This is a genomic window from Sphingobacterium sp. UBA7038 (assembly GCF_002494055.1).
Lineage (GTDB): Bacteria > Bacteroidota > Bacteroidia > Sphingobacteriales > Sphingobacteriaceae > Sphingobacterium > Sphingobacterium multivorum.
Genome location: NZ_DLAV01000005.1, coordinates 57,885 through 74,854 on the forward strand (window position 1 = coordinate 57,885; position 16,970 = coordinate 74,854).

Here is a 16,970-nt window from a genome sequence, read left to right on the forward strand (position 1 = left end):
CTATATCGCTGTACAAAAGCGAAATATTTAACATCTTTTAAAGCGTAACTATTTAGATATAACCAATAGCTGACCTAAAGATAGGGCATCATCGGTAAGACCGTTTAGGGATTTGATCTGATCAACGGATACATTGTACAGCTTACTGAGCGAATATAACGTATCCTGAGCTTTAACCTCATGAATACGCATAGCTACCGGGCTCTTGATTTCTTCTGTCTTTACGACGGTAGGAGGGGTTTCTTGTACATTCTGTACGATCTCGACCTGAACAGTCTCTTCACGTACAACCTTTTCACGTGGCGATTCACCGCGATCGTATTGATCAAGATGATATCTTTCGATCATTTCGATCAGCAATTCAGGATAACGCGGATTGGTGGCGTATCCAGCCGCTTTCAAGCCTTTGGCCCAGCCTTTATAGTCGTTCTTATCCAACTTAAAGAGTGCCGCATATCGCGGTCGTAACAGAAACTCTGAGTGATCCCGAAAAGATTGTTCGGGGTTTTCATAAACCCGAAAACAGTCATTGATATTATCATCGGGACGAGTCACGGATTTTCCTTTCCAAACTCCGCCACATTTAATACCGAAATGATTATTAGCCTCACGCGCAAGATAACTGTTACCATTACCGGATTCCAGTAAAGCCTGAGCAAGTTTAATGCTCGCAGGAATACCATATTTATTCATTTCTGCAACGGCCACATCTTTGTAATGAGCAATATAGTCGTTGCCAGCCATGGTAGGTCGCCCCACAGAAGAGGATGAAGAAGTTTTTGAATTGGAGCCAGATTTAGTGGAGGAAATTGTGCCTCTCCGGCTTGAACATGATGTAATCAACATCATGAATACAAACATGCCATAAAAAAACTTCTTCATGCAATACTATCGCGCTTATTTTTTTGTTGACGAGAATCTATTTTGCTTAGCATCATTATCAAACATATCCAAATGATATTGTCTAATAGTAGCGAGTACTTTTGCTGTCCAACCTTTACTCGTAGAGTAGCCCGAACGAGCAATCGCTTTTACCCAAGCTTCGTATTTTTCACCGGGATGTTTTTCAAAAAGACTCTGAGTAGTCTTTTTTCTTTTTACTATTCCTACAAAATCATCATACGAGTCCATTACAGACCGATAACCTTTGTAAGCTGACCGAATAACGGTACTGTTGTTTTTTCCTTTGACACCAAAATGGTTATTCAAATTTTTTGCTACCCTGCTACCACCATTTCCGCTTTCATGCATAGCGATGGCTAAGATAACCGATGCTGGAACACCATGTTCCTCCATCATTTCTTTTGCTATTGGACTGTACTTATCGACATATGCCGCATTACTTTGAGCTGAAACTTTTGTTAATCCAAAAGTTCCCAAAGCTAGTAACAGTACAAAGCTTTTTAATTGTTTTAAATTCATGAAGAATGTTTTAGTTCACAAATTACTTCTTGCGCAAGGCAAAAAGTCCGTCTCGAATCGGTAATATTACCTTTTCTACGCGCTTGTCCTGAGCTAAACGTGCATTCAAATCAATGATCTGCTTTGTTTGGTTGTCTGGTTTTGAATCTAACACCTTACCTTTCCATAAGACATTGTCAATCAAAATAAGTCCCCCAGACGGAACTTGATTTATTATCGTTTCGAAATAATATAAATTTCTCTTTTTGTCCGCGTCGATAAATACCAAATCAAATGTTTCATCTAATGTAGGTAGTATTACCGCTGCATCTCCAATATGATATTTGATTTTATCAGCAAATGCCGATTCATCAAAATAACCTTGGACGCGTTCTTGTTGCTCTGCATTGATATCGATAGTATGCAATATCCCATCTTCCTGCAGCCCTTCTGCGAGACACAACGTTGCGTATCCCGTAAACGTTCCTATTTCCAAAATACGTTTCGGAGCAACCACTTTACTCAATAAAGAAAGAACTCTTCCCTGGTAGTGCCCAGATAACATATGGGGCATTGTTTCCTTCAAATAAGTCTCCCGATTTACCCTTTTCAGTAACGAATTTTCCTCGTCTGTAGTATGTTCCAAATAGGACTCTAAATCGTCGGCAACAATTTCCATAACCACAAAGGTACCAAAAAACATTTTTATGATAAAAACTTTTTTTTACAAAAAACTGAATATCAATTAAATACAATTATCCTTTTGTAAAGAGCATTTTTCATAAATCGCCTCAGAAGCATAAAAAAGCAATATTGCCATTTTTTGATTTTCTATTTTGTTTTCAAATTCTATCAAAAAAAAAGCCCACTAAAAGAGGATATTTTAGCAGGCTTTTTTTATTAATAAACAACAAATATACTAAGCAAGATCAGCAGTGATCAAGCGTAAAAATTCGGATCTTGTGACATCATTTTGGAATGCGCCAGTAAATGCAGAGGTAGTCGTTACGGAATTCTGTTTTTGAACACCACGCATTGCCATACACATATGCTTGCATTCCATCACCACAGCTACTCCACGAGCGCCTAAAGTTTCTTGAATACAATCCCTGATCTCATTGGTGAGACGTTCCTGAACTTGCAGGCGACGCGCAAAAATATCAACGACACGTGGTATTTTGCTTAAACCGACAATATGGCCATTTGGAATATACGCGATATGGGCTTTACCAAAGAAAGGCAACATATGGTGCTCACAAAGAGAATATACTTCAATATCCTTAACGACAACCATTTGACTGTAGTCTTCCTCAAACATAGCACCGCGTAACACTTCCGCAGCATCGATATCATAGCCATGCGTCAAAAATTGCAATGCCTTTGCAACACGTTCTGGTGTTTTCACTAAACCTTCACGTTTTGGATCCTCCCCCAGACATTCCAATATATCTGTATAATGAGCAGCGATGCGATCTACCTTTTCAGTATTGTATTTGTCGATCTTAATATATCCATCCAACTCTTCGTTGTCAAATGAGTGTTGACTCATAGTTTCTACTATTTAAATGTATTAAAGATTAATCGCCAAAATATTCGACGTAATTATTTTCTGTTTCATGCAAACGGACACTATGCAAGATCACACCCTGTTCATCAAACAGCGGTTTTAAGATCTTAAATATTTCGATTGCTATATTCTCCGTAGAAGCCATGACTCCCTTCATAAAATCAACATCTAAATTGAAATTACGGTGATCGACTTTGTCAATGATACTACGATTGATTATTTCTTTCATGATCTTTAAATCGATCAAAAAACCAGTCTCCGGATTGACTTTTCCTTTAACTGTTACATAAAGATCATAATTATGTCCATGCCAATTTGGATTGGAGCAAAGACCAAATACCTGTTCATTCTGCTCTTTACTCCAGTCTTCACGATAGAGCTTGTGCGCAGCACAGAAACGTTCGCGACGAGTTATAAATACCATAATGATACAAAGATAAGGCATTAAGAGCAATTAAAACATCTCAATTTAAGGAATGAAGTCAGAATATAGTAATATAATGGAGTGCCTTCCGCCTTTTGTCATCACACAGGGATAAAAAGCTCCTTATTCTTAGCTGTAACATGATTTCGGGAATTAATTTGCTAAGACTTCGCAGTGAGTTTTTGTATGCACCCTGTTGACAAAAGTGTTGCCGGATAATGCGGATACTTTAGCATGATATTCTTTGTGTTTTAATTAGGTTTTACTTAGGTTTTAGTTAGGTTTTGTTTAGGTTTAGTATAGGTTTGACCTAAATTAAACCTAACTAAATTCTAAACTAAAGGTATATAAAAGCTAAACTAATATATAAGAAGGTCATAGCTGTTTCTGATTTCAATAGGCTAAAAATGGCACCGTTCGGACTCGATGATCAAAAATGATTTCGTAGCAACTAATCAGTTAACCTTATTATTATAATCAAGCTCAAATTTGTAAGCAGGACGAATTCCTAGCTCGCTATTTTTATGCTAAAAAAAGGTATGTCTGCAATATAATTTGTAATTTTCCATCAAAAACGAATTTATCATGCAAATATTAGTGATTGCGGCTACTTCATTTGAATTGCAGCCTTTTCTGGAAGTGGTGCCAAATTACAGTCAATGCGATACCCTAATCACTGGTGTGGGCATGGTGGCCACAGCCTTTGAGCTAGGAAGAGTGCTACATGAAAAAAAATATGATCTCCTCATTAATATCGGGATAGGGGGATGTTTGGACCGACATATTAAAATAGGCTCAGTTGTTCAAGTCGTTTCGGAATCATTTGTTGAACTGGGCGCGGAAGACGGTCATAATTTTATTCCAATAGATCAATTGGGCTATGGAAAGTCTAAATTTACTTCGTGTTTCCTGAATGACAAGGAACTTAGGCTTCCTTTTTTAAAGCAGGGGGAAGGAATTACCGTAAACAAAGTCCATGGTAGTACAGAAAGTATTGAAAAAGTTCAAAAACTGCATCCTGATAGCCTTATTGAAAGTATGGAGGGAGCCGCTGTTTTCTATGCTGCCGACAAAATGACTGTTCCCGTAATCGAGATTCGTGGAATTTCGAATTACGTGGAGAAAAGGAACCGGGCCACGTGGAACATTCCATTGGCGATAATGAATAGTAATAAGGCACTTATAAAGACATTGGACTATCTGAACAACTTCTATTCAAAAATTTAATACAAAAGTCATTTACTTATTAAAAAATGACATAAAACTATAGAATTAGCGGGTTCAAATCTTCAAAATATCAATTTTAAATAGTAGATTTGTAATCTAAAAATTGACACTATTTTACAACTGATGAGAGAAATACAATTCAGAGAAGCACTTCGTGAAGCAATGAACGAAGAAATGCGTAAAGACGACAAAATATTTTTATTAGGAGAAGAAGTTGCTGAGTATAACGGAGCTTACAAAGTAAGTCAGGGTATGCTTGATGAATTCGGTGCAAAGCGTATCATTGATACACCTATTGCGGAACTTGGTTTTGCTGGTATTGCTGTTGGTGCTGCAATGAATGGTTTGAAGCCAATTGTTGAATTCATGACATTCAACTTCTCACTTGTTGCAATTGACCAAGTAATCAATGCGGCAGCTAAAATTCACTCGATGAGTGGTGGACAGTTCTCTATTCCGATGGTCTTCCGTGGTCCTACAGGAAATGCGGGTCAGCTTGCAGCACAACACTCTCAAAACTTTGAGAACTGGTTTGCAAATACACCAGGTTTAAAAGTTGTGGTTCCTTCGAACCCATATGAAGCTAAAGGTTTATTGAAATCAGCTATTATCGATCCAGATCCTGTTATCTTCATGGAATCTGAGGTCATGTATGGTGATAAAGGACAAGTTCCTGAAGAAGAATATTACTTAGAAATCGGAAAAGCTAATATTATCCAAGAAGGTACAGATGTAACTGTTGTGTCTTTTGGTAAAATGCTTCCTCGCGTTGTCATTCCTGCAGTTGAAGAATTGAAAAAAGAAGGTATCAGCGTTGAATTGATTGACTTGCGTTCGGTACGTCCTATCGATTACCCTACAATCATCGCGTCTGTTAAGAAAACAAACCGTTTGGTAATCGTGGAAGAAGCATGGCCACTAGCGTCTATTTCTACCGACTTAGCATTCAATGTACAACGTAATGCATTTGATTACTTAGATGCCCCAGTTATCCGCGTAAATTGTGCAGATGTACCTCTTCCTTATGCTCCAACATTGATCGAAGCTGCTTTACCTAGCGTTGAGAAAGTTGTTAAAGCTGTGAAAGAAGTATCTTATATCAAGAAGTAATACGAATTACATCCTTAAAAAAATTAAAATCCCTTTTACTGTGTGAAAGGGATTTTTTTTATATTTAAACTGGCCAATTGTTGCTTACTAAAAAAATTAAAATTCCATATATGAAAAAATTAAGAATTGCCTCTTTAATGGCTGTATTTGCATTTCTCGTGATATCTGCTTCCGCACAAAAGAAATACACATTACGCGTAAATCCCGATTCAGGGAAAAAAATATCACAAAATCTTGTGATGACCATGGATATTGACGCTGCTGGCCAAAAAATGGTGACAGACCTTAATATGGGCTTTGATATCACCAATACGACGAAAAAAGACAACATATTTGCGTTCGATCTTAAATATACCGGAATCAACATGAAAATGAATATGGCAGGAATGGATATGACTTACGACTCTAAAAACCCCGAGGCCAATGAATTTTCTAAACAGATGCATGCGACCTTAGGCAAGTTGCTCGAAAATAGCATTAGCTTTAATGTTGATCAACTTGGCAAATCTTCCGATATCAAGTTGCCTGAGGGCATTAACATGCCATTTGATAAAAGTATGTTCGAAAATATAACTACAGTATTGCCTGAACAGCCGATTAAAATAGGTGATTCTTGGACATCCAAAACTGAATCAGATGATTCAGGCATTTCAGTAGAAAACAAAATGACTTTAATAGAAGCAAATGAGCTAGGCTATAAAGTAAATGTTGAAGGAAAAATGTTCGGTCCGGATGCAAATCAGGTAGGCAACGTACAGGGCTTCTATGTCTTGGATAAAAAGACCTGTCTTACCACGAGTACAGAAATGACAAGTGCCGTGGATATGCCTGAAGCAAAAATAAAGACCACCTTAAAAACCCAATAAACGACGAAAAATAAAATAGGGGCCAAAAGGCCCCTATTTTATTTTTTTATATATCAAATTTATGCGTTGATCTCTTCTTTGTACAGATCAGCAGATAACAAAGCGTCAACATCAGCAGCGTTGTTCAATTTAATACGAACAATCCAGCCTTCACCATAAGGATCAGAATTGACCAATTCAGGAGATGCATCAATAGCTTCATTCACCGATAAAATCGTAGCTGCTACAGGTAAAAACAAATCAGAAACTGTTTTTACGGCTTCAATTGTACCGAAAACTTCATTAGCGGCTACTTCTTCACCTACAGTGTTTATGTCAACAAAAACGATGTCACCCAATTCACGTTGAGCGAAATCGGTAATCCCTACAACTGCTTCATCACCTTCAACACGAATCCATTCGTGATCTTTGGTGTATTTCAATTCTGCTGGAAAATTCATTGTATTTAATTTTTTGATTTTTAATGCCGTGAAGTTACAAAATATCTTCAATTGTCAAAAATGATATTCATCATAACATTTTTGTGTTTATTTTTAAGCTATGAATCCTCAAATCGAAAGACTTTACCAAATTTCACAAAAGATAGAACGTCGTATTATTGGCCTGATGTCCGGAACATCCCTGGATGGTCTTGATATCGCCGTGTGCCGCATAGAAAATGCAGGTAAAACAACGAAAATACAGCTCGAGAATTTTACTACAATGGTTTATGAGGATGATTTTAGAGAGCGGGTGCGTGAAGTTTTTGCAAAACGAAATATCGACCAGCAATTATTTTCGGGACTCCATGCTTATATTGGAGTCACGCATGCCAAATTAATCAACACAGCATTGCAACAATGGAATCTATCAAGCAGTGAGATTGATTGTATAGCCAGCCATGGGCAAACCGTATACCATGCTCCTCAATCGTTGACCAAAGACCGCAACTGGCCCAACAGCACTTTACAGATTGGAGATGGAGATCATATCGCGGTAGATACAGGTATCATAACCCTATCTGACTTTAGGCAAAAACATATTGCTGCAGGAGGAGAAGGGGCACCTTTGGCAGCCTATGGCGACTACCTTCTTTTCTCGCATGCAACAGAAAATCGATTCTTATTGAATATTGGCGGTATTTCTAATTTCACATTTATCCCAAGCCATCAAACAAAGTCGAAAGCTTATGCGACAGATCTCGGTCCAGGCAATACAATGATGAACCAATACATGAAGGTAAATTTTGATCAGGAAATGGATAAAGATGGCTATATGGCTAAAAAGGGCCAAGTAAATGATGCGCTATTGAATCAATTATTAACGGAGGAGTTTCTAACGCTGCCCTTTCCAAAAACCACTGGGCCGGAACTATTTAATCTCGCTTATCTCGCAAGGGCACAGGATTGTTCGAAAACAAGCCATATTCCACATGAGGATGTTATGGCGACCCTCAATCGCTTTGCTGCTCATGCGATGGTCAATGGCATTCGCAAGCAGTCAAAAGGGCTATCCGATGTAGCGGTGTACATTAGTGGTGGTGGACTACACAATCCATTGCTGTTCGATTACATCAAAAGGAGCCTACCTACTTGTAACGTTGAAAGTTTTGCAACATTGGGTATCAACCCAGATGCAAAAGAGGCCGTTCTCTTTGCGCTATTAGCAAATGAGACTTTGGTAGGCAACAAATCCAATGTAGCGCAAATTAAAGACTCTCCCGCTGTCTGTATGGGCAAAATCAGCTTGCCTGAATAATTATTCTGTATCGATGGCTTCTTGTAAAAACTCTTTAAAAGGAAGCATACTTTTATAGGAAGCCACGATATTATCCAGCGCATTTTTTGCAGATAACTCCTTTGTAGTTAAAGATCTATCCAACACAAAACTTTTCAATTTGATAAAGTCAATAAACGGATTATCTTCACTATAGCCGGCCGGTGCACGTTTCAGTAAATCTTCTTTGAAAAGCGTAATATTACTGCCAGTCAATACTGTTTTTAAAATTTCATCCAATTTATCACCACTGTAATCAATTTCTTGTCTTATTGCCTCTAAATGTTGCTTTTCAGGACGCCAATACCCACAGGCGATAAATGAATTTTCCGCTCCAATATGAATATAGTACTCTGGTCCCTGCAACTTTCTTCCATCAACAGAAATTCCTGCCCCAAACCAACTTTTATAAGGAGTTTTATCATTTGAAAAGCGTGTATCCCGGTAAATGCGAAACAAACATTTACTTGCTTGAATGGAAGTATTAATTTTAGGGTCAAACTCGCTCAATGCAGCAATTAAATCTGTCAAAAAATTTCTCACATCAGCCAATGCAGCTTCATATTTAGCTCTGTTATCGGCAAACCACTCCCGAGAATTATTGGCTTTCAATTCCGTTAAAAAATCAAATGTAGATTTTTGAATGTGACTCATAATACAATCAATTGATTAAAATTAAGAAAACATAGACCATAGGTGCCGCTAATAACAACCCATCAAATCTATCTAAAAAACCACCATGTCCAGGCAATATATTTCCGGAATCTTTTACGTGCAAACTACGCTTTAACATAGACTCTACTAAATCCCCCAATGTTCCAACAATACTGATAATTGCCGCAATACTTACCCATTGCCAAAGTGGAAGATAACCAAAATATTTTTCCAGATTTACAGCAGCAACAATAGCCAAAATCAAGCCCCCAAAGAAACCTTCCCATGTTTTCTTTGGTGAGATCCGTTCGAATAATTTACGTTTTCCAAAGCTTCGTCCAGCGAGATATGCCCCGGTATCGTTTGTCCACAATAAGATCAAAAAACCTAAGGGCAGTACATAGTTAAAAGTACCTTGCAGAAACCCTAATTTGGAAAATAGGAAGAAAGGCAATGTAACATAAGCTATACCCAAAAAAGTATAGGCAATATCATTGAAAGGAAAAGTTCTCTTCTGAAAAAGTGAAATAATATAAGTCGCACTTATAAATGGGATAATCAGTGCTAAAAATTTTACCGCAAGCAGGTCCATCGAAACTAATGAGCCCAAAACAAATAAGAGTAAGGCCAGTGTTATGCCTATCCACTTATTTGGGGCGCGTTCTTCGGATGAAACTATTCCATAGAATTCATAAAGACACCATGTACTGAGCAGTGTAAAAAAAATGGAATAGACATAAGCGCCCAAAAGAGTGGCAGCTATCATGACAGCCACAAAGATTACTCCCGTTATTGCTCTTGTTTTCATCTCTTAAAGCCCTCTTTCTGCTTCCTCAATTAATGTTTCGGCCAGATCAATAGATCCTTCACTGACATAGAGTTCAATTTTCCCAAATAAATAAGAAGAATCTTGTTTATTCATTGCGACAGTAGGAATACCATTTTCTTCCAGCATTTGCTTGACTATCTCGGCCTGAATCGCATTTGTATATGTTTTAATTTTTTTCCAATCGTTCTCCATTATTTTCTTTTTGCGTTGATCTATAAAATAAGAATACAAAAATAAGAGTAAAAATGAAGCCTACAAGATATATCCACCAAGATTGCAATTCAAATGCATTGAATTCATCATAACTCTTACCCTCTCTTACGTAATAAAATGCCCCGATTGTGGCTCCGGCATTGTTGACAAAGTGTCCAAAAATGGGCAGTACGATGTTCTTGCTCCATACATAAAGATAGCCAAAAAAAGCGCCCAATAACATGCGGGGAACAAAACCAAAAAATTGCAGATGTATCGCACTGAAAATAATGGCAACAAGCCATATAACCACATGCTGATTGCTCAACCATCTTCCCATTATTTTTTGCAAAACACCGCGGAACAACAATTCTTCACCTATGGCCGGAATCAAAGCCAGTATAACAATATTATACAAAAAGCCGGATACACTCGACTCCATAATAATAACCTTGATTAAATCGGCCGATTCCTTTTCACTACGCTCCATCCAACGCTGCAAAGATTGCATATTATCGGGCAATTGTAAGGATTCATTCCAATGACCGATCAGACTCATCAAAGGCATAAAAGAAAGCATTGCTAAAAATATATAGCCAAATTGCATTCCGCTAGGCCAATTTTTCAATTTAAAATAGGCTTTACCATATCCTTCGCGTGTATTCATCAGATAAGCTGGCACAACAAAAGATCCCAAGCTACTCATTAACAACATAAATCGCATATCATTGGCAGATCCATTCAATATAGACTCCAAGGAGAAGACCTGCCCTGTAAATGAATAATAACTTGCAATAATCAGAATGGCAATAATCTGCGAAAGAATGGAAAAACCAATAACCATTAAGATCAAACGTAATAAAGATTGAAACGGATGGGGTGTTTTTTCAGGAAACATATCTAGTAAATATCAGTTAAAGATAACAATAAAAGCAAGATTTATTAAAATTGTCATGTCCAATCAAATTTTAGCATCTGATTTGTATTGGCCTAATGAAAACGAATGATATGATCTAATTACGATAAAAACTACACGAGATATATTCAATCATCTCGGATATGGATGCAGTTACATACAAACTATATGATCAAAAAAGGGCTTTGAATCTCTTCAAAGCCCTTAGATTTATACTCTTTTAATTCACCCGAATAGGATCGGCTGGTTTTTGTAAATTTTTGTAAGGATACGTTTTCATTTCTTCCAACAATATCTTCACCGTTCTTTCAAGTTGAGGATCACGACCCTCCAAAAGATCTTTAGGCAATTGTTCGATAAATACATCAGGAGCCACACCTTCATTTTCAATAATCCAATTTCCTTTGAGGTCATATACACCGAAGTTTGGCGAAGTAATACGGCCGCCATCCAATAAAGGAGGATAGCCACTTATGCCAACCAAAATCCCCATTGTCGTACGACCAACCAATTTACCCAGCCCTTTAAAACGGAACATATAAGGCATCATATCGCCACCTGAACCTGCATTTTCATTAATGATCATGGCTTTAGGTCCATAAATACCATTTCCTGGTGTAGTAAATCCTTTTCCATCACGAATTCCCCAACCAGCAATCAGTTCACGGGACAAAAGATCAATGACATAATCGGCCACCCAGCCACCACCATTGTTTCTTTCATCCATCAGAAGAGCCTTTTTATCCATCTGAGCGAAATAATAACGATTGAAATAGGTATAACCTTCAGCACCGGTATTTGGCATGTAAACATAAGCTATTTGCCCATTACTCAATTCATTTACTTTCTTACGGTTCCTTTCAACCCATTCCATGCTCCGCAAATTCATCTCGTCGCTAAACGAGATCGGTTTAACGATTACTTCACGAGCGCCGACCAATGAAGGTTTTGAATTGACCTTCAACGTAACTTGTTTACCAACAGTATTGTCAAATAAACTATAGATATCCTTATCTTCAGTCAATTCAGCACCATTAACAGCAACAATATAGTCTCCTTCTTTGATGTTTAATCCCGGTTCAGCCAATGGGGCTTTGAACGATGGATTCCATTCAAGACGCGTAAACAATTTAGCAATCTGATAGTAACCATTCTTTAACTCATAATCTGCTCCCAACACACCAACTGAAACCGACGGCGTGGAAGGTTGATCTCCAGGATAGATATAATTGTGTCCCACGACCATTTCTCCCATCATTTCATTCAATAAATAACCAAGATCAGAACGATGGTTTACAAAAGGCAGGAATTTTTCATATTTGGTTTTCATCGCTTTCCAGTCAGCACCATGCATGTTTTCAACATAAAAATAGTCTTTTTGCATTGACCAAACTTCATTGAATACCTGTTTCCATTCGGCAGCGGGATCCACCAATTGCTGAATTCCGCCTAGCTTAACTTCGCCAGCAGTAGGAGAGGCTACTTTTTGCCCAGCTGTTACAATATTGAATCCATTTCCCGTTTGATATAACATCTTCTTACCATCGGCGCTAATAACAAAACTACGGGCATTTTCCACTAAGGTTTTGTTTTCGAGATCCTTAAAATCATATGCTCCGATTGTTCCCCCACGTTGGTAAGTCAATTGATTTGGTACTAAACCATTCAAATTCCAATAAGGTCCAGCAGGTAAAGGGAGGGCAACTATTCTGTTTTCTATACGATCGAAGTCAACTTGAATAGATTTATCAATGGGCTTACTTGCCACTGCCTCTTCCTTTTTATCCTTTTTAGGTGATTTTTTATCGTTTTCTTTTACACGATCTTTTTTATCACCATCTCCTTCTTCCTTTTTATCCACCTTATCCTCACGGATTTGTTCCTCATCACTATCATTCTTAAAGAATGATGGCGTTTTGCTTGATAAAATAAAGCCATATACGGCATAATCAACATTACGCTGCACCGCGGACATATGTAAGCCAGAATTTGTCAACCCTGTATTTGTACTCGCTGTAAAAAATAGATATTTACCATCCTGAGAAAAAGCTGTACTACGCGCAGAGCTCATACCATCCGTAATTTGCTGAGTTTTCTTTGTATCCAAGTTATACATAAACACAGCGGGTACCCCATTTTCCAATGTACGTATAAAAGATATCCATTTTGAATCAGGAGACCAGCTTGGTTGGAAATGATTGGATACACGGCCAGTTTGACCGCTCAATTTATCGTCTGCAACTTTAACAATGGCCTTTGAAGCGATATCAATATAAAACAGATTAAGATGTGAATCATTGTAAAACAACTTCTTGGAATCCGGTGACCATGTTGGTTCGAAATAGAAGTTCGTTTCTCCTAAGTTAAAGTACAGGGGTTTATCTTTTCCAAATTGATCCATCAGCACCAACTGATAAGATCCATTTTTGTCTGAAATATAAGAAATCCATTTTCCATTTGGAGACCAATCCGGAAAACGCTCATGAGAACCCGGAGAATTAGATAAATTTCGGGCTTCACCTTTCTCCTTAGGTACCGTAAATATCTCTCCCCGCGCCTCTAATAATGCCCGTTGCCCTGTTGGCGATAGGGTAGCATAACGTATATCATCCTTAATGTCTTTATAATACGGTCTTTTGTACATTACATCTGTATTCACCGTAATATGCAAAGGAGTGACTTTATTATCGCCCAGATTTAGCGTATTTAATACGCCAGCATATTCAAAGATCAACTCAGTCCCATTTCCATTCAGTGAACGCACATCGTAATCTTTAAAATCCGTTAGCTTTTCTACCTTTTTGGATTTGGTATCATAACTATAGATGTTAACAATTTTATCACGATCGGAAAGGAAGTAGATCTTATTTCCCAACCATAATGGTTTAACATCATTACTTTTAACCTGCGGAATAGCTTCTATTTCTTTGGTTTTCGTATCGAAGATCCAAATTGTCGGCATACCACCACCCCGGTAGCGTTTAAAGGCAACTCGATCTCTTTCAGTAGGGTCAGTGTTTTTGATATAAGCCCAGTAACGACCATCAGCAGAAGGGCTTCCCTGAGTCGCTTCAGGCATAATAAGCGCCTTGTCCATTCCTGACATTTGAATATTGGAACTGTATAATCGTGGACTTAAAGCATAGGTGAAATCACGAGATGTCGTATAATATACTTCATCATTATTGAGCCATCCCCGCAATACATCCGAAGAAGGGTGATAAGTGATCCGTTTGGGCTCACCACCCGTTACAGGGATTACATATACGTCTGTATTTCCGTCATAATTTCCTGTGAATGCAACTTTCTTGCCATCTGGAGAAAACATTGGATTCTGTTCCACTCCAGGATTTGTTGTAAGGCGTCTCGGATTAGCTCCGTTTTTTTCGGCAATCCAAATATCTCCACCATAGACAAAAGCAATATTGTTGGCGCTAATACTTGGATTTCGAAGCAATAGGGTTTCTTGCGCTTTTGTTTGCAGAAAGGATGTACCGAGCAAAAAGGCAGCAAATAACTTGAAATGAGTTTTATTCATAAACGTTTAAAGGTTAAATTTACCACACACAAAACTACACTTTTGTAAGCGGACCTAGTTAGTATATCAACAAAGTTGCATAAAAAATATGACAAAAAAAAAGTCCTGCTTTCCAGCAGGACCTTCGTTTATCTATTGAGGATTAGAAACCGTATTCTTGTTCGATTTCTAACACAATTCCTTCATCAACCAAAACGCGACCACAGTGTTCACAAATGATGATTTTCTTACGTTGACGTATTTCTGATTGCATTTGAGCAGGAATCTTATTATGACATCCTGAACAGCTATCACGATCGATCGAAACAACAGCAAGTCCGTTTTTAAACGAGTTACGCAAACGGTAGTATACCTTTACCAAACGTTCTTCGATATTCGCTTCAGCCTCAGCAGCTTTTGCTAACAATGCATCTTCTTCTTTTTGAGTTTCAGAAGTAATTGTTTCCAATTCTTTCTTTTTTCCCTCAAGTTCGCTTTTGCTATACTCAAGATTTCCTACAGTAGTATCGTAGTTTTCTGTTTTGTTACGAATCTCAAATTCTGCTTCTTTGATTCGTTTCTCGCAAACCTGAATCTCAAGACCTTGGATTTCTATTTCTTTCGAAATAGCGTCGTACTCACGATTATTCTTTACCTCATTCAGCTGCGACTCATATTTTTTGATAGCAGCTTGGGCATCCTTAATCATGTTTTTACGCTTAACGATCGAATCTTCTAAATCGTCTAAGTCTATTCTGATCTTCTCAATACGAGTCTCTAAGCCCGCAATCTCATCTTCAAGATCTGCAACTTCCATAGGCAATTCACCACGAACTTGGCGAATTTTGTCTATTTTAGTATGTACGGCTTGTAACAGCCATAATGCTTTCAATTTTTGTTCTACGGTTTGTTCCATCAACTGTAGTATTTTATAGGATTTGTATCTATTTCTGTTGTTAAGGTTGCAAAGTTAGGAAATTTTTTCGTAATAATGTCGTACAATAATTCTTGCGTAAATTGTTCGCTCTCAAAATGTCCCGTATCTGCAATCACGATTTCACCTTCAGCATCAAAAAATTCATGATATTTATAGTCTGCTGTAACAAAAAAATCAGCACCAGAACGTTTGGCTGCACCGAGTAAAAATCCCCCCGAGCCACCACAGACCGCTACACGACTAACTTTTTTATCTAATAAGGCTGTATGACGAATGACATTCAACCTCAGTTTGTCCTTAAGATAAGCTAAAAATTCCAATTCAGCCATTGGTTCAGCCAAATTTCCAATCATTCCTGCACCGATTTCAGCAGCCGTATTTTGAATATCAAACAAATCATAAGCTACTTCCTCATAAGGATGAGCTTCATAGAGTGCCAAAAGTAACTTTCTTTCAATAGATTTCAGGTAGATAACCTCAATTCGTGTTTCCTCAACACGCTCTTGAACACCAATCTCCCCAAGGGTAGGATCGGCCCCCTCTAAAGGTCTAAAACTACCATAACCCGCCGCATTAAAACTACATTGATCATAGTGTTTTCCGATTTTACCTGCGCCCGCATCAAACAATGCCTGTCGGACATCTTCAACATGACTCCTAGGTACAAAAAAGACCATTTTTCGCAATACATTTGTTTTAGATTCCAGTATAGCCTGATTTTCTAATCCCAATTTATCGGCAATTTTCGTATTCACTCCACCGGTAACATTATCTAGATTTGTATGAATGGCATATAATGCAACTTTATGTTCAATTGCTTTAATAACCGTACGCTCCACATAATTTTTCCCATTAAATTTTTTTAGCCCCCTAAATACAATGGGATGGTGCGAAATAATTAAATTACACCCTTTATCAATGGCTTCTTTTACAACATCTTCTGTGCAGTCCAACGAAATGAGCACCTTTGTAATCTCTCTATTGGCGTCGCCCACAATAAGGCCAGCATTATCATAAGACTCTTGCAAATCTAAAGGAGCCAATTGCTCCAAATAGTCAATGACTTCTTTAATTTTCATGGTCTACAATTACCTCCTTTTCTCTAAATTTATTATGTTCCTCTAAAATTCTTCTATTCGCGTTAATTTCAAACCAATAATTAGCCAATGTCACAAAATGCATAATGATCAGTACACCAGAAATAGAAAGTGGGAGCGGAATATTTGTCGCCAGGTAAATCCACGCATATAGTGATCCTTTCCTAAACGTAGGGTTTTCCTCCACAGCTATTTTTCGATCATAAAATTCATTGATCAAAGAATCCCTTAGACGCGAAGCAACCTGAAAATTCCAATAAATATTAACCAGCGGAATTGCAGCTAACCACGATTGGTTGGGCGTCATTAATCTATTTTCTTTGGCGACCAATTTTAATGTCTTTCGAATTGTATTTGCAAATAGAAGCCATACGATAATACGTATGGCAACAATACCCATAGCGGTATAAATTACTTCAGGCTTACTTAACTCTCTTATTAATTCCTCTTGCGTCATTGAACTATTTATTGCTTATTT

18 protein-coding genes are annotated in these 16,970 nt (G+C 37.8%); 4 read left to right on the plus strand and 14 right to left on the minus strand.

Features of this window, described 5'->3' with window-relative positions:
* Nucleotides 1-48 precede the first annotated feature (48 nt).
* The 5 genes from B3H30_RS01320 to B3H30_RS01340 all read right to left on the minus strand — a co-directional run bounded on the left by B3H30_RS01320 (nucleotide 49) and on the right by B3H30_RS01340 (nucleotide 3,392).
* On the minus strand, nucleotides 49-882 hold the full coding sequence (locus B3H30_RS01320; RefSeq protein WP_070562717.1) for a glucosaminidase domain-containing protein: 834 nt from the start codon (nucleotides 880-882) through the stop codon (nucleotides 49-51).
* 15 nt (nucleotides 883-897) lie between these two features.
* Nucleotides 898-1,422, minus strand: coding sequence for a glucosaminidase domain-containing protein (locus B3H30_RS01325; RefSeq protein WP_046673195.1), 525 nt, complete (start codon nucleotides 1,420-1,422; stop codon nucleotides 898-900).
* A gap of 22 nt (nucleotides 1,423-1,444) precedes the next feature.
* Nucleotides 1,445-2,080, minus strand: coding sequence for an O-methyltransferase (locus B3H30_RS01330; RefSeq protein ID WP_070562845.1), 636 nt, complete (start codon nucleotides 2,078-2,080; stop codon nucleotides 1,445-1,447).
* 240 nt (nucleotides 2,081-2,320) lie between these two features.
* A complete protein-coding gene (folE, locus tag B3H30_RS01335; RefSeq protein WP_046673193.1) occupies nucleotides 2,321-2,950 on the minus strand; it encodes a GTP cyclohydrolase I FolE in 630 nt (209 codons plus the stop codon).
* A gap of 28 nt (nucleotides 2,951-2,978) precedes the next feature.
* The gene (locus tag B3H30_RS01340) at nucleotides 2,979-3,392 is read right to left on the minus strand and encodes a 6-pyruvoyl trahydropterin synthase family protein (RefSeq protein ID WP_070562714.1); all 414 of its coding nucleotides are present in this window, start codon (nucleotides 3,390-3,392) and stop codon (nucleotides 2,979-2,981) included.
* A 585-nt stretch (nucleotides 3,393-3,977) separates the two neighbouring features.
* Between B3H30_RS01340 and mqnB the strand changes: the two genes are divergently transcribed.
* From mqnB to B3H30_RS01355, 3 genes are all read left to right on the plus strand, one after another.
* Complete coding sequence (gene mqnB / locus B3H30_RS01345; protein WP_070562711.1) at nucleotides 3,978-4,619, plus strand: futalosine hydrolase; 642 nt, start codon at nucleotides 3,978-3,980, stop codon at nucleotides 4,617-4,619.
* A gap of 123 nt (nucleotides 4,620-4,742) precedes the next feature.
* Nucleotides 4,743-5,729 carry a pyruvate dehydrogenase complex E1 component subunit beta gene (locus B3H30_RS01350; protein ID WP_046673190.1) on the plus strand — a complete coding sequence of 329 codons (987 nt, stop codon included), beginning with the start codon at nucleotides 4,743-4,745 and terminating at the stop codon, nucleotides 5,727-5,729.
* Between the two features lie 110 nt (nucleotides 5,730-5,839).
* Nucleotides 5,840-6,595 (plus strand): DUF6263 family protein, encoded by a 756-nt coding sequence (locus B3H30_RS01355; protein WP_070562709.1) that lies wholly within the window; start codon nucleotides 5,840-5,842, stop codon nucleotides 6,593-6,595.
* 59 nt (nucleotides 6,596-6,654) lie between these two features.
* Here B3H30_RS01355 and gcvH read toward each other — a convergent pair whose 3' ends face one another.
* On the minus strand, nucleotides 6,655-7,035 hold the full coding sequence (gcvH, locus tag B3H30_RS01360; protein ID WP_070562707.1) for a glycine cleavage system protein GcvH: 381 nt from the start codon (nucleotides 7,033-7,035) through the stop codon (nucleotides 6,655-6,657).
* A gap of 100 nt (nucleotides 7,036-7,135) precedes the next feature.
* Here gcvH and B3H30_RS01365 point away from each other — a divergent pair, with 100 nt between their 5' ends.
* On the plus strand, nucleotides 7,136-8,332 hold the full coding sequence (locus B3H30_RS01365) for an anhydro-N-acetylmuramic acid kinase (protein WP_286777415.1): 1,197 nt from the start codon (nucleotides 7,136-7,138) through the stop codon (nucleotides 8,330-8,332).
* Here the strand turns inward: B3H30_RS01365 and B3H30_RS01370 are convergent, their stop codons facing one another.
* The 8 genes from B3H30_RS01370 to B3H30_RS01405 form a co-directional block, all read right to left on the minus strand.
* Nucleotides 8,333-9,004 carry a DUF2461 domain-containing protein gene (locus tag B3H30_RS01370; RefSeq protein ID WP_115046098.1) on the minus strand — a complete coding sequence of 224 codons (672 nt, stop codon included), beginning with the start codon at nucleotides 9,002-9,004 and terminating at the stop codon, nucleotides 8,333-8,335.
* Between the two features lie 7 nt (nucleotides 9,005-9,011).
* On the minus strand, nucleotides 9,012-9,812 hold the full coding sequence (locus tag B3H30_RS01375) for a phosphatidate cytidylyltransferase (protein WP_070562700.1): 801 nt from the start codon (nucleotides 9,810-9,812) through the stop codon (nucleotides 9,012-9,014).
* 3 nt (nucleotides 9,813-9,815) lie between these two features.
* Nucleotides 9,816-10,025: a DUF2007 domain-containing protein gene (locus tag B3H30_RS01380; RefSeq protein WP_070562697.1), complete on the minus strand. Its 210-nt coding sequence runs from the start codon at nucleotides 10,023-10,025 to the stop codon at nucleotides 9,816-9,818.
* Nucleotides 10,000-10,923, minus strand: a complete 924-nt coding sequence (locus B3H30_RS01385) for a CPBP family intramembrane glutamic endopeptidase (protein WP_070562694.1) — start codon at nucleotides 10,921-10,923, stop codon at nucleotides 10,000-10,002. Before B3H30_RS01385 ends, B3H30_RS01380 begins: the two co-directional genes overlap by 26 nt.
* A 238-nt stretch (nucleotides 10,924-11,161) precedes the next feature.
* Nucleotides 11,162-14,479: a S41 family peptidase gene (locus B3H30_RS01390; RefSeq protein WP_286777416.1), complete on the minus strand. Its 3,318-nt coding sequence runs from the start codon at nucleotides 14,477-14,479 to the stop codon at nucleotides 11,162-11,164.
* Nucleotides 14,480-14,621: 142 nt separating this feature from the next.
* Complete coding sequence (locus B3H30_RS01395; protein WP_070562689.1) at nucleotides 14,622-15,374, minus strand: zinc ribbon domain-containing protein; 753 nt, start codon at nucleotides 15,372-15,374, stop codon at nucleotides 14,622-14,624.
* On the minus strand, nucleotides 15,374-16,474 hold the full coding sequence (locus B3H30_RS01400; RefSeq protein ID WP_286777417.1) for a Nif3-like dinuclear metal center hexameric protein: 1,101 nt from the start codon (nucleotides 16,472-16,474) through the stop codon (nucleotides 15,374-15,376). The genes B3H30_RS01395 and B3H30_RS01400 overlap by 1 nt, the downstream gene beginning before the upstream one ends.
* Nucleotides 16,464-16,949 carry a hypothetical protein gene (locus B3H30_RS01405; protein WP_201639951.1) on the minus strand — a complete coding sequence of 162 codons (486 nt, stop codon included), beginning with the start codon at nucleotides 16,947-16,949 and terminating at the stop codon, nucleotides 16,464-16,466. The genes B3H30_RS01400 and B3H30_RS01405 overlap by 11 nt, the downstream gene beginning before the upstream one ends.
* Nucleotides 16,950-16,970: the final 21 nt, after the last annotated feature.

What these genes read in the sequence shown, in the direction of transcription:
- B3H30_RS01390 (WP_286777416.1), bottom strand. Translation starts at nt 14,479, where the DNA reads ATGAATAAAACTCATTTCAAGTTATTTGCTGCCTTTTTGCTCGGTACA.
- B3H30_RS01395 (WP_070562689.1), bottom strand. Translation starts at nt 15,374, where the DNA reads ATGGAACAAACCGTAGAACAAAAATTGAAAGCATTATGGCTGTTACAA.
- B3H30_RS01320 (WP_070562717.1), bottom strand. Translation starts at nt 882, where the DNA reads ATGAAGAAGTTTTTTTATGGCATGTTTGTATTCATGATGTTGATTACA.
- B3H30_RS01380 (WP_070562697.1), bottom strand. Translation starts at nt 10,025, where the DNA reads ATGGAGAACGATTGGAAAAAAATTAAAACATATACAAATGCGATTCAG.
- B3H30_RS01340 (WP_070562714.1), bottom strand. Translation starts at nt 3,392, where the DNA reads ATGGTATTTATAACTCGTCGCGAACGTTTCTGTGCTGCGCACAAGCTC.
- gcvH (WP_070562707.1), bottom strand. Translation starts at nt 7,035, where the DNA reads ATGAATTTTCCAGCAGAATTGAAATACACCAAAGATCACGAATGGATT.
- mqnB (WP_070562711.1), top strand. Translation starts at nt 3,978, where the DNA reads ATGCAAATATTAGTGATTGCGGCTACTTCATTTGAATTGCAGCCTTTT.
- B3H30_RS01400 (WP_286777417.1), bottom strand. Translation starts at nt 16,474, where the DNA reads ATGAAAATTAAAGAAGTCATTGACTATTTGGAGCAATTGGCTCCTTTA.
- B3H30_RS01385 (WP_070562694.1), bottom strand. Translation starts at nt 10,923, where the DNA reads ATGTTTCCTGAAAAAACACCCCATCCGTTTCAATCTTTATTACGTTTG.
- B3H30_RS01365 (WP_286777415.1), top strand. Translation starts at nt 7,136, where the DNA reads ATGAATCCTCAAATCGAAAGACTTTACCAAATTTCACAAAAGATAGAA.
- B3H30_RS01355 (WP_070562709.1), top strand. Translation starts at nt 5,840, where the DNA reads ATGAAAAAATTAAGAATTGCCTCTTTAATGGCTGTATTTGCATTTCTC.
- B3H30_RS01325 (WP_046673195.1), bottom strand. Translation starts at nt 1,422, where the DNA reads ATGAATTTAAAACAATTAAAAAGCTTTGTACTGTTACTAGCTTTGGGA.
- folE (WP_046673193.1), bottom strand. Translation starts at nt 2,950, where the DNA reads ATGAGTCAACACTCATTTGACAACGAAGAGTTGGATGGATATATTAAG.
- B3H30_RS01375 (WP_070562700.1), bottom strand. Translation starts at nt 9,812, where the DNA reads ATGAAAACAAGAGCAATAACGGGAGTAATCTTTGTGGCTGTCATGATA.
- B3H30_RS01350 (WP_046673190.1), top strand. Translation starts at nt 4,743, where the DNA reads ATGAGAGAAATACAATTCAGAGAAGCACTTCGTGAAGCAATGAACGAA.
- B3H30_RS01370 (WP_115046098.1), bottom strand. Translation starts at nt 9,004, where the DNA reads ATGAGTCACATTCAAAAATCTACATTTGATTTTTTAACGGAATTGAAA.
- B3H30_RS01405 (WP_201639951.1), bottom strand. Translation starts at nt 16,949, where the DNA reads ATGACGCAAGAGGAATTAATAAGAGAGTTAAGTAAGCCTGAAGTAATT.
- B3H30_RS01330 (WP_070562845.1), bottom strand. Translation starts at nt 2,080, where the DNA reads ATGGAAATTGTTGCCGACGATTTAGAGTCCTATTTGGAACATACTACA.